The sequence below is a fragment of the Methanolobus sp. WCC1 genome (genome assembly GCF_045690315.1).
In the GTDB taxonomy this organism is placed as follows: domain Archaea; phylum Halobacteriota; class Methanosarcinia; order Methanosarcinales; family Methanosarcinaceae; genus Methanolobus; species Methanolobus tindarius.
This window is the reverse complement of sequence record NZ_CP146979.1, coordinates 1,477,694-1,496,842: the sequence shown is the minus strand read 5'-3', so window position 1 is coordinate 1,496,842 and position 19,149 is coordinate 1,477,694. Positions and strand designations below refer to the sequence as shown.

The window sequence follows — 19,149 nt, the reverse complement described above, 5'->3', positions numbered from 1 at the left end:
TAAAGCCTATGATTTTTAATTGTGGAGTTAAGTTTGAATTGATAATTGCGAATTATTAATTGAAATGATGAGTGTGAATGTATTCGTTTTTGAAATATGAAAGAAAGAAGTTTTCGTAAAGAAAACTTCTAACACTACGTTTAGAGAGCGTAGTTCTCTGGCTTGAATACTGGAACTTCCTTCTTGAATCTGTCCATGCACTCGCTGAGGAATGTTTCGGATTCTGAGGTGATTGCGTTGAGTTCTGCGGTTGCCTTCTCGAGTGCACCGAGCTCGAACTTTGTCATCTCAAGACCCTCTGCGTTGTTGAGTGTGTCACAGCATGCTACTGCAGCGTTCTTTGCACGGAGGAAGATGTCGTCTCCGTCCTTTACGATTGCTTCACCGACAGCGTATGCGTTGTCGTATGCAAGGACATAGGACTGTGGGTCTCTGAATCTGTCAGAAGCCATGAGGAGGTCTCTGAGGATCTTCTCGTTTCCTGACTTAAGAGCTGTGTTCATAAGAGCACAGTCGTAGTTAAGGGACTCGGACCAGCACTGTACTGTTGTACCACCGAATTCACCGTGGTATTCAACGGACTCGTTTGACCAGAGGTCACAGCACTGCATGATAAGGTTACCCATTACATCTGAGTGTGCACAGGTTGATGTCTTACCTTCAAAGGACATTGGCATACCGGAAATTGCCTTTACGATGATGTTCTCGTATCCACAGTCCTTTCCTGGACCTACTGCGCCAGCTTCGTATGCTGCGAGTGATCTTGGAGCGGAGATTGCTCTTGCGAGGATTGCAAGGGTGTGTGCAAGGTTCTTGTCAAGAAGTCCACCTGCAATGAACATTGCGGTGTTTGCCTGTGCACAGTCTGTGTCACCAGCGGAGACAACGCCCTTCTTCTGTGCTACGCTTGAGATCTCCTGCCAGAGGTAGTCCATGTCCATGGTACCAAGGCAGCCGATTGCGTAGAGCATACCTGGAACATCGTTCCTGAGTACTGCGTAGTCGAAGATTTCCTTTCCACCCATTGATTCGATGGAGAGAAGGTCTGCGCCGCTTTCTGCGATCTGTTCGAATGACTCCATAACGACTGACATCTTGTCGCCTCTGAGCTCCATGAACTCTTTGTGCTCTCTGATGTCACCAGGGGTGTGTCTCAGTGCACATTTGATTCCATATTCTTCATGGTACTCTTCCATGATGGTCTTCTGTGCGTGTGCTACAGCTGCTCCCCATGATGGGTTGTTGGTCATCTGCTGTACGTGCTCTGTCTCAAGTACTACGGATGGGAAACCTACCTGAACCATTCTAGCCATGATATCTTTTGTGATCCTCTGGTACTCGTTTACGAGTTTCTCCATGGACTCACCAGCTTCTGGCCTTGGTGCGTAGTTTACTTCTGCGGTTGTGTATCCTGCTCCGATCTCGAGGTCAAGACCTGCTTTCACAGGTTTCTTTGCGTTTCCGAAGACCATTTCGTCAGCTTCGGAGTATGCCATTGATGTGAATCTGTTAATTGCCATTTTTAATCACCTTAGTGGTTGTGGAATTTCTCTCTGAGTGCTGCAATGTCTGCGCCTGCAAGGATAGCGTCTGCCATCTTTGGTGCATCTGCTGCTTCTTCACCGTATACACCGAGTGAGTAGGTGGATACGAAGTCCTGGTTTACTGCTCCGCCACCACATGCGAATGGCATTGTGATTCCGCTCTCGACGAGAAGGTCGTTGACTTCCTTGAATGCGTACATGGTTGTTGTCATGAGTGCAGTTCCGGTCATCATGATTGGCTCGTGTTCCTTTACAGCTGCAAGTGCTTCTGCGGATGGTACATCTCTTCCGAGGTCGATAACTTCATAGCCGTTTGCTCTGAGGAGTGCTGCGACAATTGACTTTCCGATGTCGTGTACGTCACCTTCTGCGACCATACAGACAACCTTGCCCTTCTGGACAGGTGCTTCGTTGGACTGGCCCTTACAGAACTCGATACCTTCGAGCATTGCATCTGCGGACATCATTACGTTTGGAAGGAAGATTACACCCTGGTCGTAAAGGTCTGTTACTACCTTCATACCTACCATAAGTGCATCGTCGATGAGTGCGATTGGGTCCTTGCCTGCTGCGATAGCTGCCTCGAGACCTTCGATAACATCATCTTCTTCACCCTCAAAGATTGCTTCTGCAATTGGCTTGTATAACTCCTCTTTTGGATAGAGTTCTGCTGCCGCCTCTTCAGGGGTCATTGATTTTTCCATTTTAACGTTGTATCTGATAAGGATACCTTCTTTGTCTACTATTAACATTCTATACCTCCTTCAATTTGGATAGTCTAGTTTATTGAGCTTGGGTCAAGCTCAATCCAATCTACACAAAAAGGTTCTTCCGAACCTCAAATCATGCACTTTTTTTATGTTATATAAAGGTTCCTTCGAGAAGATACCATTATAAAAAGATAACTATTCAGGATTCATAATCCTAATTTAATATATAAAACATATATGACCTATTGATGCTGTTTACTAGCTAAAACTGTTTTTTTGTACATCTTCAGCTACAAATTATAGGTTAATGTTTAAGTATGATGAGCTTAAAACTAAACAGAGGAAACACATATAAAAAGGAATGTATACTAAATAATATGCTTTAGGCAAACACAAAGAAAACACATAATTAACAAACCCTAATGCTATTGATTTATATTTGCAGACAATTTTATTTGTTTTAATAACTCCAGAATAACCAATGCGTTTATATAGAAGCAATATGCCATATTTATAGCTGAAAACAATGAATTTACCAAAGTAACATGAAAAATTCGGGTTTTAGAAAAGAATATGAATGAAAATGAATTTTGCGAGTTATATAATCATCAAATTATATAGTATCGTTGATATTAAATGCTAGATCCGGAAAAAAAAGAAAAATCAACCAAAAGGATTATATTATACCCTTTCGCGGGAGACGCATATCGTTATTGGATTATCATCCAGTTGCCCCATTGAACAATGCATCTCAACTGATACAAGTTCTCCGAAAACAGACTCAAAAGGAATCGTGCAGATCTTTGCCCTGCCTTCCAATATAGATTTTATTTCTGTTGCAGCTTCAATAAGCTCATTCTGAGGATAGAGATTAATAAGACTCATTCCTATAAGATCATGTTCAGAGTAACCAAGCCTATTGAAAGTATGTGGATTTGCATAGAGGAGACAACCATCAGCATCAAGCATGAAAACCATGTCCTCCATGGCATCAAAAATAACCTGAAGATTCCTGATATTTTTCTGGACATCTGCCTGTTCACGCATGCGCCCAATTACAGGACCTATCTGGGATGCAACTGTCTCAAGAGAATCCCTTACTTCAAAAGGAACAGAATAAACGCTATGTGATGACAACATTAATATTGCCACAAGCTCCATCCCATATCTTATCGGTATCAAAGCAGTTGCTTCAAGTCCCTCATAACTCAGTTTCTCACCGGGGATCATGGATGTCAGCTCATAATACCGGGTGTAAAGCGGATATTCTGTCTTCAAAAGACGTGCATGGATAGATTTGCCGCCATAATGTCTTGCACTTTTAACAAAATCAGATGAAAGACCTGAGTGGGCAACAATATTCATATCACCTGTCTGCCCATCTACAAGATAGAGAGCACCACAGTCCAGATTATCCATCTGGGTGGTGAATTCCACAAGCTGGGAAAACATATCCCCTACATCACCAAGCGGACTGAAAAGCATACCTACGTCATTGCCTATCTGCATAAAGTTCTTCACATTCTTCCGCTCGGTAATATCTACAATAATACCCTGAATGTACTGGAGCTTACCTTCAGCATCACGTTTAAGAACAGATCTCTCATCAACCCAGCGTACCTCACCTGCTTTTGTAAGTATGCGATACTCAAATGAAAGGTTCTCCTCACCGGAAAAGATATCATATTCCATGGTGAGTCTTTCCACATCAGATGGATGGATGATATCGCCATAAAGGATCTTGCCTGACATCAGGTCGTCTGCCTGATATCCAAATTGGGATATGTTCTCAGAAACGAATTCAACTTTCCAGTCTTCATCAGGTTTCCAGAAAAAGACAACCGCAGGACTGCTCTTAATTACGGTTTCAAGAACTTTCTGCACCTCTATTAGTTCAAGGAGTTCTCTTTCTTTTTCTTTCTGATCGGTTATGTCCCTGATAATTGCCATTATAGCTGGTGCACCTTCGTGATCAATAATTGAAGAGTTGATTTCAGCAGGAGTGTTGCCTCCTTCTTTTGATACCAGCTCAATCTCATATTTCAGTGAGGACTTCTTTTTCTCAAGACTTTTCCTGAATTTGTTCATAACAAGCCGCTTATATTCTATAGACAGAAAATCTTCAAACGGCCTGCGAAGTATTTCAGTTCTGGAAAAACCAGTTATTTCACAGAACTTTATGTTGGCAAAAATAAGTATACCATTCTGGACAATAATGATACCGTCATTACCTTCTTCTACAAGAGAGGAATATTTCTTTTCCGAAGCTTTGAGTTCAAACTCAGCCTGTTTTCTTTCAGAGATATCCCTGACAGTCATCATTACAGAGGGCTTCTCCTCATGTAAAATATAAGCCAGACTTATTTCTGCCGGGAAAAGATCATGGTTCTTTGTCAGGAATTCAAGTTCGTCATTTCTGCGAATGCTATGTTTATCCTTCATTACTTTTTTAATGCGCTTTCCTATCATGCGCCTGTATTCTACCGGAACAAGATCTGTGAAACTCCTATCAAATAACTCTTCCCGTGAATAACCTGTAAGTTCGGAAAACTTGGAATTTGCAAACTTGAAAGACAGATCATGGAGAATTAATATTCCGTCATTTCCTTTCTCAACAAGAGTAGAATATTTTTCTTCAGATGCCTTAAGCTCAGCTTCTGCACGTTTTCTTTCAGAGATATCCCTGACAGTCACCATCACAGAAGGCTTATGTTCATGTAATATATAGGACAGACTTATTTCAGCGGAAAAAGTTCCACCTTCAGCTTTGATAAACTCAACCTCATCATTGCGTCTTATACTACGCATGTCCTTGAGGACTTTCTTGAGGCGAATACCTATCATACGATGATAATCAAAAGGAACAAAATCCAGAAGGTTTCTATCTGAAAGTTCTTGTTCTTTGATTTCTATCATCTGGGAGAATTTGGAGTTTGCAAAACTAAGTGTCCCTTTCCTGTCTACTATAAGGATACCATCATTTCCCTTTTCTACAAGATTAGAATACTTTTCTTCTGATGCCCTGAGTTTTGCTTCAGCTATTTTCTGGGAAGTTATATCTTCTATTGAAACCAGAATCAACTTCTTTCTGTCCATACCGGTATCAAGTGGACGGGCAGAAAGCCTCATTGTCCTTTCCCCAAGACCATCTATGGTGCATCCTACTTCAACAGAATCGAAGAAATACTCATCCTGCAAAACCCGATCAAAAAATGAACCCAGCTCTTCCTTGTTAGCATTATGCAAATTTAAAAAATGTTTTCCTTCAGTGTTTTCAGGTTTTAACTTAAAAAGTTCATAAAAATACCTATTAGCGGAAAAAACATGAAACGTATTATCAAGAATTAAAAGCGGGCTCTGTATACCATCAACTATACTTTTGCAATAGCTCTTCTCTTTGTCAGTATCAAACTCAAAACTTCTTTTCACCGATATTATGCCATGATAAAGACTAAGATCGTCCCTGGAAATCTTAACGGTTCTTTCGCTAACTTCACAGATTTTACCATCAATTGATCTCAATCTATAATCTGCAATGAAAAATGGATTATTCTCATCTTTAATATACTGAGAATAGCTTTGCCTGATAGCTTCAATATCTGAAGGATAAACAATATCCTCAAAAATGATTTTTCCAGAAATGAATTCATCGGGATGATATCCTAAAAGGGAGATGTTTTCAGAAACTGAAATAACATGCTTTTTATCATCACCTTTCCAGAGAAAAGAGATAACTGCGTCAGACATCCGGCAGTTGGTATTCCCATTCAGTAAAGAATACTTCTTTTCCTGTATTTTTTCAGAGCTGATGATATGACCCCCGCGCCTTGCCAATAATTCTCTTACGCCATTATGTGTGTTTGTATTTGATGTACAGATATAAAGTTAGCAGAAACGTTTGTTATATTCATATGCAAAGGCTCCTTTCATATATTCCATTTAAAGATCGGAAAAAAGGAGATATTAAATACATGGAAGATGCAGATTAATAATTGGCTCTCATCTGAATGCTATGCTTCCTTCAATCCAATCTACACAAGAGGGATTTATCTTTGGATGTGAGCCACCTCTTTTCATTGCACAAGCACGCATTAATAGTTTCAATGTACATGAAACTGTTCCCTTAGCTCATCTATACTTTTGTTCATGAGAATAGAATCTGCAATTTTAGGCACCAATGCGGCATCTTCACAGTATATGCCGAGTTCATAATTCATAACAAAGTCCTGGGTTACAGCGCCCCCTCCACATACAAGAGGGATTCTGATATCATTTTCAAGGAGACGGTTATTAACCTCCATGAAAGAATACATGGTTGTTGTCATCAGGGAAGTGCCGGTTATCATTATAGGATTGTATTTCAATACGGCACTGATTACTTCATCAGTAGGCACATCACTTCCAAGATCAATTACTTCATAACCATTTGACTTCAAAAGCACTGTCAGAATCTTCTTGCCGATATCATGAATATCGCCTTCCACAACATAGGAAACAACAGTTCCCTTCCATTCATGAGTTTTACCGGATATTTGCTTGCAGTATTCAATACCATCGGTCATTGCATGGGATGCGATCATAACATCCGGAAGGAAAAGGTGGCCATCCTCATACAACCGGGATACTATATCCATACCTGCCATAAGGGCATCATCGATGAGGGATATCGGATCTTTGCCTTCTTTGACAGCATCTTTGAGAGTAACTATAACCTCGTCCTCATCACCTTCAAAAACCGCTTCAACTATATTTCTTAATAGAATATCTCTAGGGAATAGTTCTCTTGCTATCTCATCAGGAGTTAACTCTGATTCTAACTTAACATTATACCTGACAAGGATACCCGTAGGGTCTATATCTAGCATTGAACCTCCATTTTTTAAAACTTTTTACTCATAAAGTGCAAGTGTGCAAACCACATTAAAGAATTAATTGTGATTTATAAAGATTGTATATACAAATTGTTGCTGGCTACTAAGATTGTAAAATCTGCTATGTAAAGCTAACGTTCAAAATACAATATAACTTATTTTCTAACGCATCGTCAGCTATGATTAACTAAAGAACCAATCACAAACAGGTTTTATTTAGTCTGGTTTTCTGAAATTAGCAAGTTTTGATTGTGTATATTATATAAAAATTTAAAAAACAGACCTTTATTGCAAGTGTGCAAGATTAATAAAAATAAAAAGAATCAGTAGCATTCTGGCAGCATAATGAAAATAAAAATGAAAATTTAGGAATTCTAATCTGCGGACTTAAAGCTACAAAAAATAAAGTGCAACAAAGAATGGCTTAGTAAATTAAAAAATTATAGATGTCGGTTCTTAATTACTTTGCATCAGGATTCCCTTCCCAGATTCCAAAACCATTCCCCTCGGTATCCTCGCACATTGAAAGGTAACCCATTCCCGGAACAGGCATAGGTTCGGAAACTTTACCGCCTGCAGCCTTTATTTTCTTTATGTATTCATCCAATGATGGAACTTCTATGAAATTTGTAACGCTCTGGCCGGGCTCCTCCCTGTTGCCCATGCCTCCTGCAATACCTTCATTTCCTTCCAGATCCTTGGTTGCAAATATGTAGTATTCCATGTCAGGAAATGGTTTTTCAAATGTCCATCCAAAAAGCTCAGAATAGAATTTCTTTGATCTTTCAAGATTGTCTGTTGGTATGTCTATGTGGACGAATGTTGCCATATGTTAACCCCGTTAACAATTGTATGTTTAAATACATATAAGTTTGTGTATCCATACCAAATGCTTTATAGCCTATATGGCTATTTCCAGTCTATGAGTCCGGGTTCTGAAAAAGCATATTTTGAACTTATAACAGGTTCTGTTCTTTTCGGACTTATGGGAGTTTTTGTGGATTACCTTAGAGCTGTCCCCACAGGACCCATGATATTCTACAAGCAGTTTTTTGGTTTAATTTCGCTGTTTGTCTTCATTATACTAACAGGAAAGTTATCCCAGATAATACCGCGCCGGAAGAAAAAATGCATTCTACTTCTCGGATTTATCAATACATGCACGATATTTTCGTACTTCACCTGCATCAAATATACCAGCTTTTCAGTTGCTATTCTGATGTTATATACAGCACCTATGTATGTTACCCTGCTTTCACCAATTGTATTGAAAGAAAAAATAACAAGAAAAGGTGTTGTTGCATTAGTACTCTCCCTGACCGGTCTTCTCTTTATTGTTGACATGGAAAATGTTATAGCAGGATTGAATCTGGGTCTCTACGGGGGTAGCGGATACCTTATAGGAATTGCCGCAGGTATTCTTTCCGGTTTTTCGTTTGGCACTGAGATAGTAACTATAAGGTACATCAAGGACGACTACTCCAGTGTTGCCCTGCTTTTCTGGTATACTTTTATTGGAGTTATTTTGTTGATACCTTTATCAGGCGGTTTCCCGGAAAGCGTAATCATAGACAATATGCCAATGCTGATTTTCTTTGGTGTTATTAACACCGCCCTGGCGGCGGTTCTTTATGTCAGCGGTATTTCCCAGATAGAAGCACAGAAAGGAAGCATACTTGCCCTGCTCGAACCTGTGAGTGGTATATTTTTTGATATTACAATCGTTCATACACCATTAATTGTCGACACGGTTATCGGATGCGTTTTCATCCTGATAGGGGCTTATGTTGCAGTGATGGAAAAAAGCCCGAAAGTATTTGGGAAGTACTTTAAGATACAGATCTAACTGGCTCTATTTTATTCTTTTTTGTGCATCCGGGAAAAATATCGATAATTAAACTTATATAGCTATTTCAACATATTTTGAAGTACCCATCGTTGAAATGAGATTATTAGTGATGGATTAACAGTGTTAACTTTGAAATACGGAGACCATACCATGAGGATGCTAGAAGAGTTCTTCCCGGAATTTACTGAAAAACTTGATGAGATTGACAAACTTTACGCTGAAAACAGACCAGTGGATGAGAAAACATATCAGTTCCTCTGCTTTGCACTTTCCATTAAAGCCAGATCAAAACCCTGTGTACTCAAACATTTCAAGGGTGCTCTGGATGCCGGAGCAACTGTAAAGGAGCTTTCATATATACTTGCACTCACCATGAGAGAAGCTGCAGGTGCAGATGACTGCTGGACCCATGATGTAATTGGCGACTGGAAGGAAATAATGAAAGGCAATATATGTTGCAGTTGTTCAGGTGATGAAGAGAAATAGATTTTTAATGATACTTTTTCCTATTTCTTTTTTATCTGTTTTTCTTCTTGCTACTTTTTGGATAATACAAAACAGAACTGCTGAAAAAGTGCAATTTTTTCATTTAGACACAAACTTTTAAAAACACCTTGGTTTTATTATTATATTGATTTTACAAGAGAGTGATAAAAATGCCATCACAAGTAACTGTCAATTCTGCAATATGTGGTTTCAAACACAAGATCAATGGAGCTCTTGAAGGAAAAACTGTAATAACAGATATAGAAACTGATTGTTCCAAGGTTGCCAAGATAGCGCATATGGAAATTCCAAAAAAGCAGACCCTAAACATTAAAGAGAATTATGTCATGGACCAGGCACAAAATGTATGCTGTACAACCTGCATAGTTCCGGCAGGAGTCCTGCATGTTTGCAAAATGGAACTGGGTATGCTTTCAAAAACTCTGGCAAAACAATCAGAGAGAGTCAGTATAGAATTTGATGAGGAATAGATGGATTTTTTGTTATCGTTATTGATAATAAAAATAATGATTGGAAATATGGAGGAGTTGGGTGCTTTATGCACCCAAGTAGACTTCATATTCTTATGAAACCGGCAGTCCTATTGGAGAGATGGCAAGTCGTTTTTCGCGATGATTGAACTTATACTGTGTAAGGCGATAAACTCACCGGTTTCATATCGAAAGCAGGGATATCGGCGCCTTTTTTCCCGTATGATGAAAGCTGGTAGGTCATCCTGCTCACCATACATCTTCTGAAATGGTTCAGGTTAATTAGCCTGTACCTCAGTGTTGTTGCTATATCCATGTTTTCACCTTTTCATTGCCTTTATCGGCAGTCCATATCTGACTTTATATTATATAAAACTATCTTCTATTTTGGCTGAAATAACTAAAATTAGAATATACGGAATAACTAAACCCCTATATCAAGCATCCATTTTGCAATAATTCCCACAAAAACAGCTATGGTAAAGCTCAATAGAGTACCTATGAGAATATACTCACTTACCTTACGATCACTTGTATATCTGAAAATGGATTTCGCAGTTACAAGTAAACCTATTGCCTGATATTGTTCCAGCAGCACGAATGTCAGGAGCAGGAATCTCTCAAGCCGTCCTATCCACAGACCTGCATTAAAAAGGCCTTCGCCTTCTTCACCGTCCTTATCATGATGCCATGGTTCTGTAAATTTACCAATCAGTATGCCACTCGGCCAGATTACAACAATATAAGCAAGTATCATAATCCAGGCTCTTGTATTATTCAATTGAATGAACGAAATACCTGTAACTATGTTTTCTAATCCGGTTATCACTGACCAAACGACTATTATTGTTATCAGATGAGCTAACTGATCAATAATAAACCATTTCAGATTGTCCTTGCGTGTGGACTTGAAACCATCTATCAAAAGATGGAAAATCGTATAAAACAAAAACAACCAGAGAAAACCATATGCTCCTGAAATAAGGTATGCAAGCAGGCCTGCGAGGAAGCCGTGTATGTAAAGCCATTTTGAACGCCATTTATTCTCAAAACGATCATTTACCATTGTCCGGTTCTGGAACACAAAATCTGCAAGCACATGCGATAGAAGAAGTCTTGCAAGCAGTGATAAATTTAATACAGCAACATCCATCATTTATTCCCCATAGAGAATATATCCGGATATTCAAATAAGCTTGCATAGTTATCCAGGAACTTCTTCAGGGCATCAAAACCTGCGGCTTTCAGGCTCTGGGAAACAGTTGACTGGGATTTTCCAAGTTTTGATGCAATCTCATCCTGCGTCAGGCCGCCGAGTTTCTCAAAAAGTATCTCCTTCTGAATATCCGTCCATCTGGCAGCCATGTTATCAAAAAAAGCACATTGAGATTCCAGCATCAGGTTCAATGCAGGACTGGCCGTGCTTATAAGAAGATGTTTTTCCTGCTCTTTCATACTATCCAAAGTCTTGCCTGAAAGTCTAAACGCCTGTCCGTCAGCCTCACCTACACTGCCGGATTCCGGAATGTATTCCACACTTCCAATGCCGATTGATATTCTGGCTGCAATTTTTTTATTTATTTTGCTGAAAAACCCTAATTTCAGAAAAAGAAGCACAGATGCCAGCAGAGCATCTTCAGGAGTCCTTAATAATGTCTGGAAACTGTCACCCCGGGATATTTCAAAAGGGAATGAGAGTTCCCCGGCAGGATGGAATTGGTTATTTATAAAAGAGAATGTATCATGCATTATAGAGAGAAGTACCTCTCTGTCACTGTAATTCATATCAGACGAACTTATAAGATCACCTGTAATTACCGCATATAGTTCTCTATTATCTTGCAACGTATATCACTTCCTTTTGGAATCCAGTACAATAAAGATGTCAAGTTTCAAAAGTTATATCCCCTTATATAGTATTTTAAGCTTATTATTTAATAATATCGGTTTTTTAACTTATATTATTTAAATATAAGTTTTAAAAACTATAATCATTGAACACATACGGTTATTAAAACTAAAAGTCCTGTTCTAACTCATAACTACAAGCAGATCCGCAGTTAAATAAAGCTGTATATATCTGGAAATCAATCCTGTAAATAATAACAAAGGGAGATGAAAATTTAAAATGAATATCAGATTATTTACGGTTGCAGCAGTTGTTTTGCTTGTATGCATGACTTGCGGCTGTGTATCAGAAAGCGACGATACAGGTGAGTACGAATCCAACGCAAGTATTGATGACAGCAACACTACAACACCAGACGTAGAAGAACAAACGGGAATCACAGACAATTCTGGTGTTTCCATAGGTACAATGTCAAATGTTACTCAACACTTTTCAGAGAATGAGAGCCAAAGCACAGCCTATGCTATTATTGGCGATACAATAATCGTTACTCTCCAAGAAAATCCAACAACCGGATATTCATGGAATATGACATACAGTGAAGGACTTAAACTTAAAGAGGATGTATACGCTGAAGCAAGTATTAGAGCAGAAATGGTAGGTGCACCAGGTTACCACACATGGATTTTTGAAGTAACCGACATGGATGAGCAGAACATATCCGCAATTTACATACGGCCATGGGAAGAACCTACAGGAACCGAAGACAGTTATGAATTGACCATCGATGTCATTCCGGAAAGTGAACTCATAACTGACACAGGAATTGTGACATACAATAATCTTGAAGGCGGATTTTATGGAATCATAGGCGCTGACGATACAAATTATGACCCGATTAACCTGCCAGATGACTTCAAAACTGATGGAACAGAAATCAGATTCACCGCCTATCAACGTGACGATATGATGAGCTTCCACATGTGGGGACAGATAATAGAACTACGGACCATAAGTCCTATTCTCTAAACCTGAACTTAACTAAAGAAAGGGAGGAACTGTTATATTTAACAGACCTGCCTGACTTTTTTTCCTTTTTCACTTTTTTAAGTATTAATATTTCAGCTTATTCCAGATTGTGCATCAGAGGAAGCATTGAGATATTAAGTGGCTCTCCGAAGGCCCTGTCGCCCGCATCTCCAAGGCCCGGAAGGATGTAACCTTTGTCATTAAGCTCCCTGTCGATTTTTGTAACGTAGATTTCAACATCCGGAAGAGCCTCTTTAAGAGCACTTATACCTTCCGGAGCTGCAAGAATGCCTATGATTACAACTCTTTTTGGATTTCCGCATTTCTTAATCTCTGAAACCGTTTTCAGAAGAGTGGAACCTGTGGCTATCATCGGGTCACAGACAATCACAGTGTCTTCTTCCCTCATGTGAGGGACTTTGATATAACTCATCTCAATGTCAAAATCCGGGGCCTTGCCCCTGGAAGCGGAAACAATGCCTACCCTTGAATGTTCCAGTGTCTTGATGAGACCTTCCATGAGTGGAATAGCCACCCTGAGCACAGTAATAATATACACATGATCCCTATCACCGGAAGCGATACCTTCTGTACTCTCAAGGGGAGTCTCTATTTTCACTTTTTTAAAATCCATTGTCTTTGTGAACTCATAACCCATGTATCTGCCAAGTTTCACAAGATCTTTTCTGAATCGGACATTTTCTGTTTCTTTAGAACGAAGCTCTGTTAGTATCTCCATTAGATAAGGAGAATCTTCAAAGGAATACACACCTTCCCATCTTTTGTCTTCTATCATGTTAACACCCTGATTAGTATCGATTAGTATCAATTTATTTTCATTATCGTAGTATTAGTAGTATCCATCAATTTAGTATGCTCCTATTTGAGCAACTGATCCATTATTATTGCTGAAATAGCACCTACTGCCATTCCGGATTCTAGTATGCTTGCAATAATCTGTGGGAAATTCGCAAGGAATTCTGCAGGAAGCTGAGGAGCTCCAAGTCCCAGAACCAGTGAACTGGCAAGAATAAGCGTGTTCCTGTCATTAAGCTCTACCCTATCCTTGATAAGTTTCAGACCTGTAACACCAATCATTCCGTAAAGTGCTGTTGTAAGTCCTCCGAGAACCGGTGCAGGAATTGATGCCAGCAGACCGGAGAATTTAGGGATCAGTGAAAACAGGATGAGAATTCCGGCACCAATCTGAACGACCTGAACACTTGAAACCCTTGTCAGGGCAACCAAACCAATATTCTCGGAATAACTGGTTGTACCGCATGCACCGAAAACACCTGCAATGGAACAGGACAGACCTTCTGAAGCTATACCATTGTTTATTTTCTTATTGTCAATAGGCAGATCAGCAATTGTTGAGATTGCATGATAGTCACCAACACTCTCAATAATGCTTACCATGAAAGCAAAGAGCAGGATTATGATAGCACTGACATCAAAAACAGGAGTTCCCCATGGAAGCAGTTTTGGAAGACTTACAATAGGCATGCTCTTCACAAGACTGAAATCAACAAGACCAAATGCCATACTCAGAATGTATCCTACAACTACACCTGCAATGACCGGCATTGTCTTGTAGGTTCCTTTTGCCTTGAGAGCTACAAGAATAGTTGTAATGAATGTCACTATAGCAATTATAGAAGAGGGCAGAATACTGGTACCTGCGGCATCAGCGTAATAGTTGAATGTGTACATAACAGCCACATTGGCAAGTGAGAAACCCACAAGCATAATAGTGATTCCCGTAACCAGTGGGGAGAACAGTTTTTTCAGTTTACCGATAAGACCTAAGGCACCGGTTAGTCCTTCAATGATACCACCAACAATAAGAGCGCCTTCTGCAGCCGCCAGGCCAATGCCGGAACCAATGGCAATAAGACCCGGAATAAAAGCAAAACTTGAACCCTGGACAATTGGGAATTTAGAACCTATAAAAGTCTGCAGCAGGGTTGCAATTCCCATTGCAAAAAGAACAGCCTGCATCATCACTGCAATTTCCGAAAGTGAAAGCCCAATGGCAGAACCAACAACCAGAGGGACTGTCACTGTAGCACCAAACATAGCCAGCACGTGCTGGAATCCTAAAACAATCCGCTTCATAACAATCTCCATTAAATGATTTATACCAACCCGATATTCAACTTTAGCAGCCAGACTCTATTCCCATAGATATAACTACCCCATTTTTTCCAGGAAATGATAATTTTCCTGCAGAAATGTTTATTTTTTTAACTTAATATAATTTGGCACTGCTCCTTCTACGGTAAAAACATTTTTTAAGCTTCACGACTGATAGAATTTCAGGAAAGCTGAGAATATGTTCTACTAAATTGAGAGCATGATAAAATCAAAATGGAGTTTTAGAATGGACAAAAAAAATGTTAAGAAGGAAGAAATTGAAGACATAGAAATACCAACTCTTGATGAGCAGATTGACACATGGTGTACAGTACCGGATTCTAATGACGAGAACAAAAGTGCAGCTGATTTTGAAGTTGATGCATGGTGTGATAACACAACTGTGGAAGAAGAAAAGAAGAAAAAGCCAGAGAAAAAAGATTAATTTTTTACTCATTTTAAATGTTTACTTTCACTGTTTACTTACACTTATTTTAATATATTATATTGAATTTTAGAGCAAACTTTATAAATTATTAGTGAGGATTTATAAGCAGGGTATTAAGTAATAGTGGAAGGTTTAAATCTGGCCGGGCAGGGGTGCCCAAGGGAGGAACTACAATCTTTTTCAATTGCCCTGAATAACGTACAATCAGGATAGTGTGAGCTATCCAGGGGGAATAGGTAATGTACGAACCTGTCAGGAAACAAAAGGATATACTCGACAAGTTGAAAAATGTCGATGTAAACGTAGATATCAAATGGGATGAACATACGGGTATCCCATTAAGGGTTAAAGGCTTGCTTGCAAAAGCAGAAAAAAAGGATCCCGGAATGGCTGCCATAGAATTTATGGAAGTTAATAAAGACCTTTATCTGCTAAATTCTGTTAACAAGGAAATGCTTGTGAAAAGGATTGACACCGACCGTATCGGTGCCAGACATGTGCGCATGCAACAGGTATACAAGGAACTGCCTGTTTTTGGCAGTGAAATTATTGTACATATTGATGCTGACGATAATATAAAAGGAACAACCGGAAAGCTAACTCCTGAAATTGACCTGCCGGACAAAGCAAAGGTCACAGGAGAAGAAGCACTGAAGACTGTTCTTGAAGATGACAAAAATAATTCCAGAGGAAAACTGCATGCTGAACCCACACTGATGGTTCTGTCACAATTTGTGAAAGAACCACATCTGGTATGGCATGTTACAGTTGACGGAATTGACAAGGATCTTGTCGGGGATGAAACACCTGCTAAATGGGAATATTTTGTTGATGCACTTAACGGAAAAGTGGTCTGGAAATACAACAACGAACAGGGACACACAAGAACCACAGGTTCAGGAATCGGAACCTATGCCGGTTCTGTCACCATCAACACACTACACGATCACGGCACAGCCAAATACCTGCTTGAGGATCAATGGGTACCAAGTTCTGCAAGAGTTATTACCCATGATGCCAATGGCGGCTATCCTCCTGCTCCTGTTTCGGAAGACAATAATAATAATTGGTCTGCTTCCGGACAGGGGCCTGACGTTGATTGCCACCTTTATACCAGAATGGTTTACGACTACTACTTTACCGTACATGGACGTGACAGCTATGATGATGCAGGAGCTGACATGCACATTTATGCAAACTGCGGAAGCGGCTGGAACAATGCTACATGGAATGGCAGTTATGTCAAAATAGGAAACGGTGACGGTTCAAGATATAACTCACTCTGTGCACTGGATATTATAGCCCACGAGTGGACACATGCGGTCACAGAACATACAGCCGGACTGGTCTACAGCAACGAATCAGGTGCACTTAACGAATCCATGTCAGATGTTTTCGGTGCACTGATATCCGGAAACTGGCTCATAGGCGAAGAGCCCTGGCTGCCGACAACGGCACCAGCCCTGCGTAATATGGAAGATCCGACCAACGGCGGACAATATGACCCTGCAAACCCAATCGATAGTTCCAGAGCAGGCCACCAGCCAGATCACACAGGTGACCAATACACAGGATACTCAGATAACGGTGGAGTCCACATCAACAGTGGAATCATGAACAAAGCTGCTTACCTGATAGCCACCGGAGGGACACACAGGGGAATAAGGATCTGCGAGGGACTTGGTCGTGATGTACTTGGACTCATTTATTATCAGGCCCTCACAACACATCTTGTATCAAGTTCGGATTTCAGCGACATGAGAGATGCAGTACTGGATTCACTTGATGATCTCTACTCAAGCAATCCACATTATTCACGCTGGAGAGCAAGCATAATCAATGCTTTTGCTGCTGTGGGAATAGGTACAGCCGTAACATGCCCGTTCACATGCTGGATAGCACCGATGATCTGTCCACCATCTCCGCACGTACTATGTCCGCCTGCACCAGGATTTGTATGCCCACCGGCACCTTACATCTGCCCACCAGCACCGGACTTTGTATGCCCGCCATCTCCAATGATAGTTTGTCCACCATCGCCATACATAGCCTGTCCGCCATCTCCAGGCCTTTCATGTCTGCCAGGACCGGACCCATTGCCATATGATCCATACATCCGTGTCAAGAATCCAGTAATTACATTGAAAACTGACATTATTGAGATTGTAGGCATCGGACGTGAAACTGCAACCCTGTTTAAGGGAAGTTCGATTTCAACACTGGGAGACTTCCTGAAAGCAACAGAGAACTCAAAGAAGATTGCAGAACTCTCAGAGACACTGGGTATTTCAGAAATCAGGATACATGACTGGAGAAAGAAGACACTTGTGATGCTTGGGGAAATCAAGTGATAGAAAATCATTATGGCATATTGACAGCAGATAATTATAACGTAGAAACCGGAATGAACTGTGGGAGTGTTCTTCCGGATAGATCTGCTGTCCCTTATTTTCCTTTCAGGATAAGTAAGGACAATGATATATGGATTACAAAAGACCCACTTAGTTCTGAAATTCAGGAACTGAATGAAGCTGCATACTGGTTACTCAAAATGTGTGACGGGTACCGGACACTCGATGAGATAATCACACAATTGAGTACTTCTTTTCATTCTGAGCAGGATACTGTGATGAGAAAAAGCAGATCGGTACTTGATGAACTTACAAACAGGGGACTTTTGTGGTGGCGTAGTGAAAGGATGAACTACTGGAAAGTGCCTGCTCCTGCCGGTGTGCTCTGGGACCTTACATCAAAATGCAATCTCAGATGCAGACATTGCGTTGTGAGTGCCGGAGAGGAATGCAACGATGAGCTGGGTTTTGAAGATTGCTGCAGGCTTGTCGATGAGTTTGCTGATTTTGGAGTAGCTCAGCTTATACTCAGCGGCGGTGAACCTATGATTAGAAAAGACTTTTTTGGCATAGCAGAATATGCCGCTTCCAGGAATATACTGATACAGGTAGCCACCAATGGAACACTTGTAGATGAACTTGCTGCTGAGAAGCTTGCAAATATTGGAGCAAGAGCACAGGTTAGTCTTGATTCAAGCATACCGGCCATACATGATACTTTTCGCCAGTCTCTGGGTTCATGGCAAAAGACAGTTGATGGAATTAAATTGCTGGTAAAAGCCGGCGTTCCTGTTACACTGGCAGCCGCAGTAACCGCAATGAATATTGATAATATCCCTGAACTTTATGAACTGGGAAAAGAACTGGGAGTGCATACATTCAGAATCCTGCCCTTTGTTCCTTCAGGACGTGGAATGGAAGCTCTTGATCTGGAAGTAAAACCGGAAAGGATGCAGGAGCTGACAGAATTCCTGCTTGGCAAAAGGGAAGCTGATGGCCCTGAAATTGCACCTATGGAATTTGAGTGTACTTTCCGGCCAATTCCGGAAAAGGGATTTGAGACTGATTCAGATGCACGAATCGGATGTGATGGTGCCATCGGATACTGCACTGTCACTTCAAAAGGAGATGTGCTTCCCTGCAACTATTTTGAGGGAGCAGATGTTGAGAATGTGAAAGACAGGTCTTTCAGGTGGATATGGGATAATTCACGATTCTTAAACTATTTCAGGAGCCTGAAAGCCTCGGACATGAAAGGTGAATGCAGCAGGTGCCAGTGGCTTTCTGTTTGCAGAGGAAGCTGTATTGCGGCAAATTTCACAAGGAGAGATCTTTTCCAGGCAAACTGTCACTGCTGGCTGGTAAATGAAAAATGAATGAAAACA

At 40.4% G+C, this 19,149-nt stretch carries 17 protein-coding genes; 7 read left to right on the top strand and 10 right to left on the bottom strand.

What is annotated here, in order from left to right; translation table 11 throughout:
- Positions 1–140: 140 nt before the first annotated feature.
- The 5 genes from mtaB to V7O61_RS07215 form a co-directional block, all read right to left on the bottom strand.
- A complete protein-coding gene (gene mtaB, locus V7O61_RS07235; RefSeq protein ID WP_023846491.1) occupies positions 141–1,520 on the bottom strand; it encodes a methanol--corrinoid protein co-methyltransferase MtaB in 1,380 nt (459 codons plus the stop codon).
- A gap of 11 nt (positions 1,521–1,531) precedes the next feature.
- Entirely contained in the window at positions 1,532–2,296 is a 765-nt protein-coding gene (gene mtaC / locus V7O61_RS07230) for a methanol--corrinoid protein MtaC (RefSeq protein WP_023846490.1), read from the bottom strand.
- A gap of 639 nt (positions 2,297–2,935) precedes the next feature.
- Positions 2,936–6,088, bottom strand: coding sequence for a PAS domain S-box protein (locus V7O61_RS07225; protein ID WP_023846489.1), 3,153 nt, complete (start codon positions 6,086–6,088; stop codon positions 2,936–2,938).
- Positions 6,089–6,354: 266 nt separating this feature from the next.
- Positions 6,355–7,119 (bottom strand): methanol--corrinoid protein MtaC, encoded by a 765-nt coding sequence (gene mtaC, locus V7O61_RS07220; RefSeq protein ID WP_023846488.1) that lies wholly within the window; start codon positions 7,117–7,119, stop codon positions 6,355–6,357.
- Between the two features lie 466 nt (positions 7,120–7,585).
- Positions 7,586–7,954: a VOC family protein gene (locus V7O61_RS07215; RefSeq protein WP_023846487.1), complete on the bottom strand. Its 369-nt coding sequence runs from the start codon at positions 7,952–7,954 to the stop codon at positions 7,586–7,588.
- Positions 7,955–8,047: 93 nt separating this feature from the next.
- On the opposite strand from V7O61_RS07215, the gene V7O61_RS07210 reads away from it, so the two are divergent.
- From V7O61_RS07210 to V7O61_RS07200, 3 genes are all read left to right on the top strand, one after another.
- Positions 8,048–8,971, top strand: a complete 924-nt coding sequence (locus V7O61_RS07210; protein WP_407282285.1) for a DMT family transporter — start codon at positions 8,048–8,050, stop codon at positions 8,969–8,971.
- Between the two features lie 153 nt (positions 8,972–9,124).
- Positions 9,125–9,460 (top strand): carboxymuconolactone decarboxylase family protein, encoded by a 336-nt coding sequence (locus tag V7O61_RS07205; RefSeq protein ID WP_023846486.1) that lies wholly within the window; start codon positions 9,125–9,127, stop codon positions 9,458–9,460.
- A 170-nt stretch (positions 9,461–9,630) separates the two neighbouring features.
- Positions 9,631–9,951: a DUF6951 family protein gene (locus V7O61_RS07200; protein WP_023846485.1), complete on the top strand. Its 321-nt coding sequence runs from the start codon at positions 9,631–9,633 to the stop codon at positions 9,949–9,951.
- A 151-nt stretch (positions 9,952–10,102) separates the two neighbouring features.
- Here V7O61_RS07200 and V7O61_RS07195 read toward each other — a convergent pair whose 3' ends face one another.
- From V7O61_RS07195 to V7O61_RS07185, 3 genes are all read right to left on the bottom strand, one after another.
- Positions 10,103–10,267: a hypothetical protein gene (locus V7O61_RS07195; RefSeq protein ID WP_156916293.1), complete on the bottom strand. Its 165-nt coding sequence runs from the start codon at positions 10,265–10,267 to the stop codon at positions 10,103–10,105.
- Between the two features lie 108 nt (positions 10,268–10,375).
- On the bottom strand, positions 10,376–11,107 hold the full coding sequence (locus V7O61_RS07190) for a DUF3307 domain-containing protein (RefSeq protein WP_407282286.1): 732 nt from the start codon (positions 11,105–11,107) through the stop codon (positions 10,376–10,378).
- Positions 11,104–11,796, bottom strand: a complete 693-nt coding sequence (locus tag V7O61_RS07185) for a SatD family protein (protein ID WP_407282287.1) — start codon at positions 11,794–11,796, stop codon at positions 11,104–11,106. Before V7O61_RS07185 ends, V7O61_RS07190 begins: the two co-directional genes overlap by 4 nt.
- Before the next feature lie 283 nt (positions 11,797–12,079).
- Between V7O61_RS07185 and V7O61_RS07180 the strand changes: the two genes are divergently transcribed.
- Positions 12,080–12,829, top strand: a complete 750-nt coding sequence (locus V7O61_RS07180) for a protease inhibitor I42 family protein (protein WP_407282288.1) — start codon at positions 12,080–12,082, stop codon at positions 12,827–12,829.
- A 97-nt stretch (positions 12,830–12,926) separates the two neighbouring features.
- On the opposite strand, the gene upp is transcribed toward V7O61_RS07180, so the two are convergent.
- Together upp and V7O61_RS07170 are read right to left on the bottom strand one after the other, a co-directional pair.
- Complete coding sequence (gene upp, locus V7O61_RS07175) at positions 12,927–13,625, bottom strand: uracil phosphoribosyltransferase (protein WP_023846481.1); 699 nt, start codon at positions 13,623–13,625, stop codon at positions 12,927–12,929.
- Positions 13,626–13,708: 83 nt separating this feature from the next.
- Positions 13,709–14,947, bottom strand: coding sequence for a uracil-xanthine permease family protein (locus tag V7O61_RS07170; RefSeq protein ID WP_023846480.1), 1,239 nt, complete (start codon positions 14,945–14,947; stop codon positions 13,709–13,711).
- Between the two features lie 265 nt (positions 14,948–15,212).
- Between V7O61_RS07170 and V7O61_RS07165 the strand changes: the two genes are divergently transcribed.
- The 3 genes from V7O61_RS07165 to V7O61_RS07155 all read left to right on the top strand — a co-directional run bounded on the left by V7O61_RS07165 (position 15,213) and on the right by V7O61_RS07155 (position 19,140).
- Positions 15,213–15,410 carry a hypothetical protein gene (locus V7O61_RS07165; RefSeq protein WP_407282289.1) on the top strand — a complete coding sequence of 66 codons (198 nt, stop codon included), beginning with the start codon at positions 15,213–15,215 and terminating at the stop codon, positions 15,408–15,410.
- Positions 15,411–15,652: 242 nt separating this feature from the next.
- A complete protein-coding gene (locus V7O61_RS07160; protein WP_407282290.1) occupies positions 15,653–17,764 on the top strand; it encodes a M4 family metallopeptidase in 2,112 nt (703 codons plus the stop codon).
- Complete coding sequence (locus tag V7O61_RS07155) at positions 17,761–19,140, top strand: PqqD family peptide modification chaperone (protein ID WP_407282291.1); 1,380 nt, start codon at positions 17,761–17,763, stop codon at positions 19,138–19,140. The genes V7O61_RS07160 and V7O61_RS07155 overlap by 4 nt, the downstream gene beginning before the upstream one ends.
- Positions 19,141–19,149: the final 9 nt, after the last annotated feature.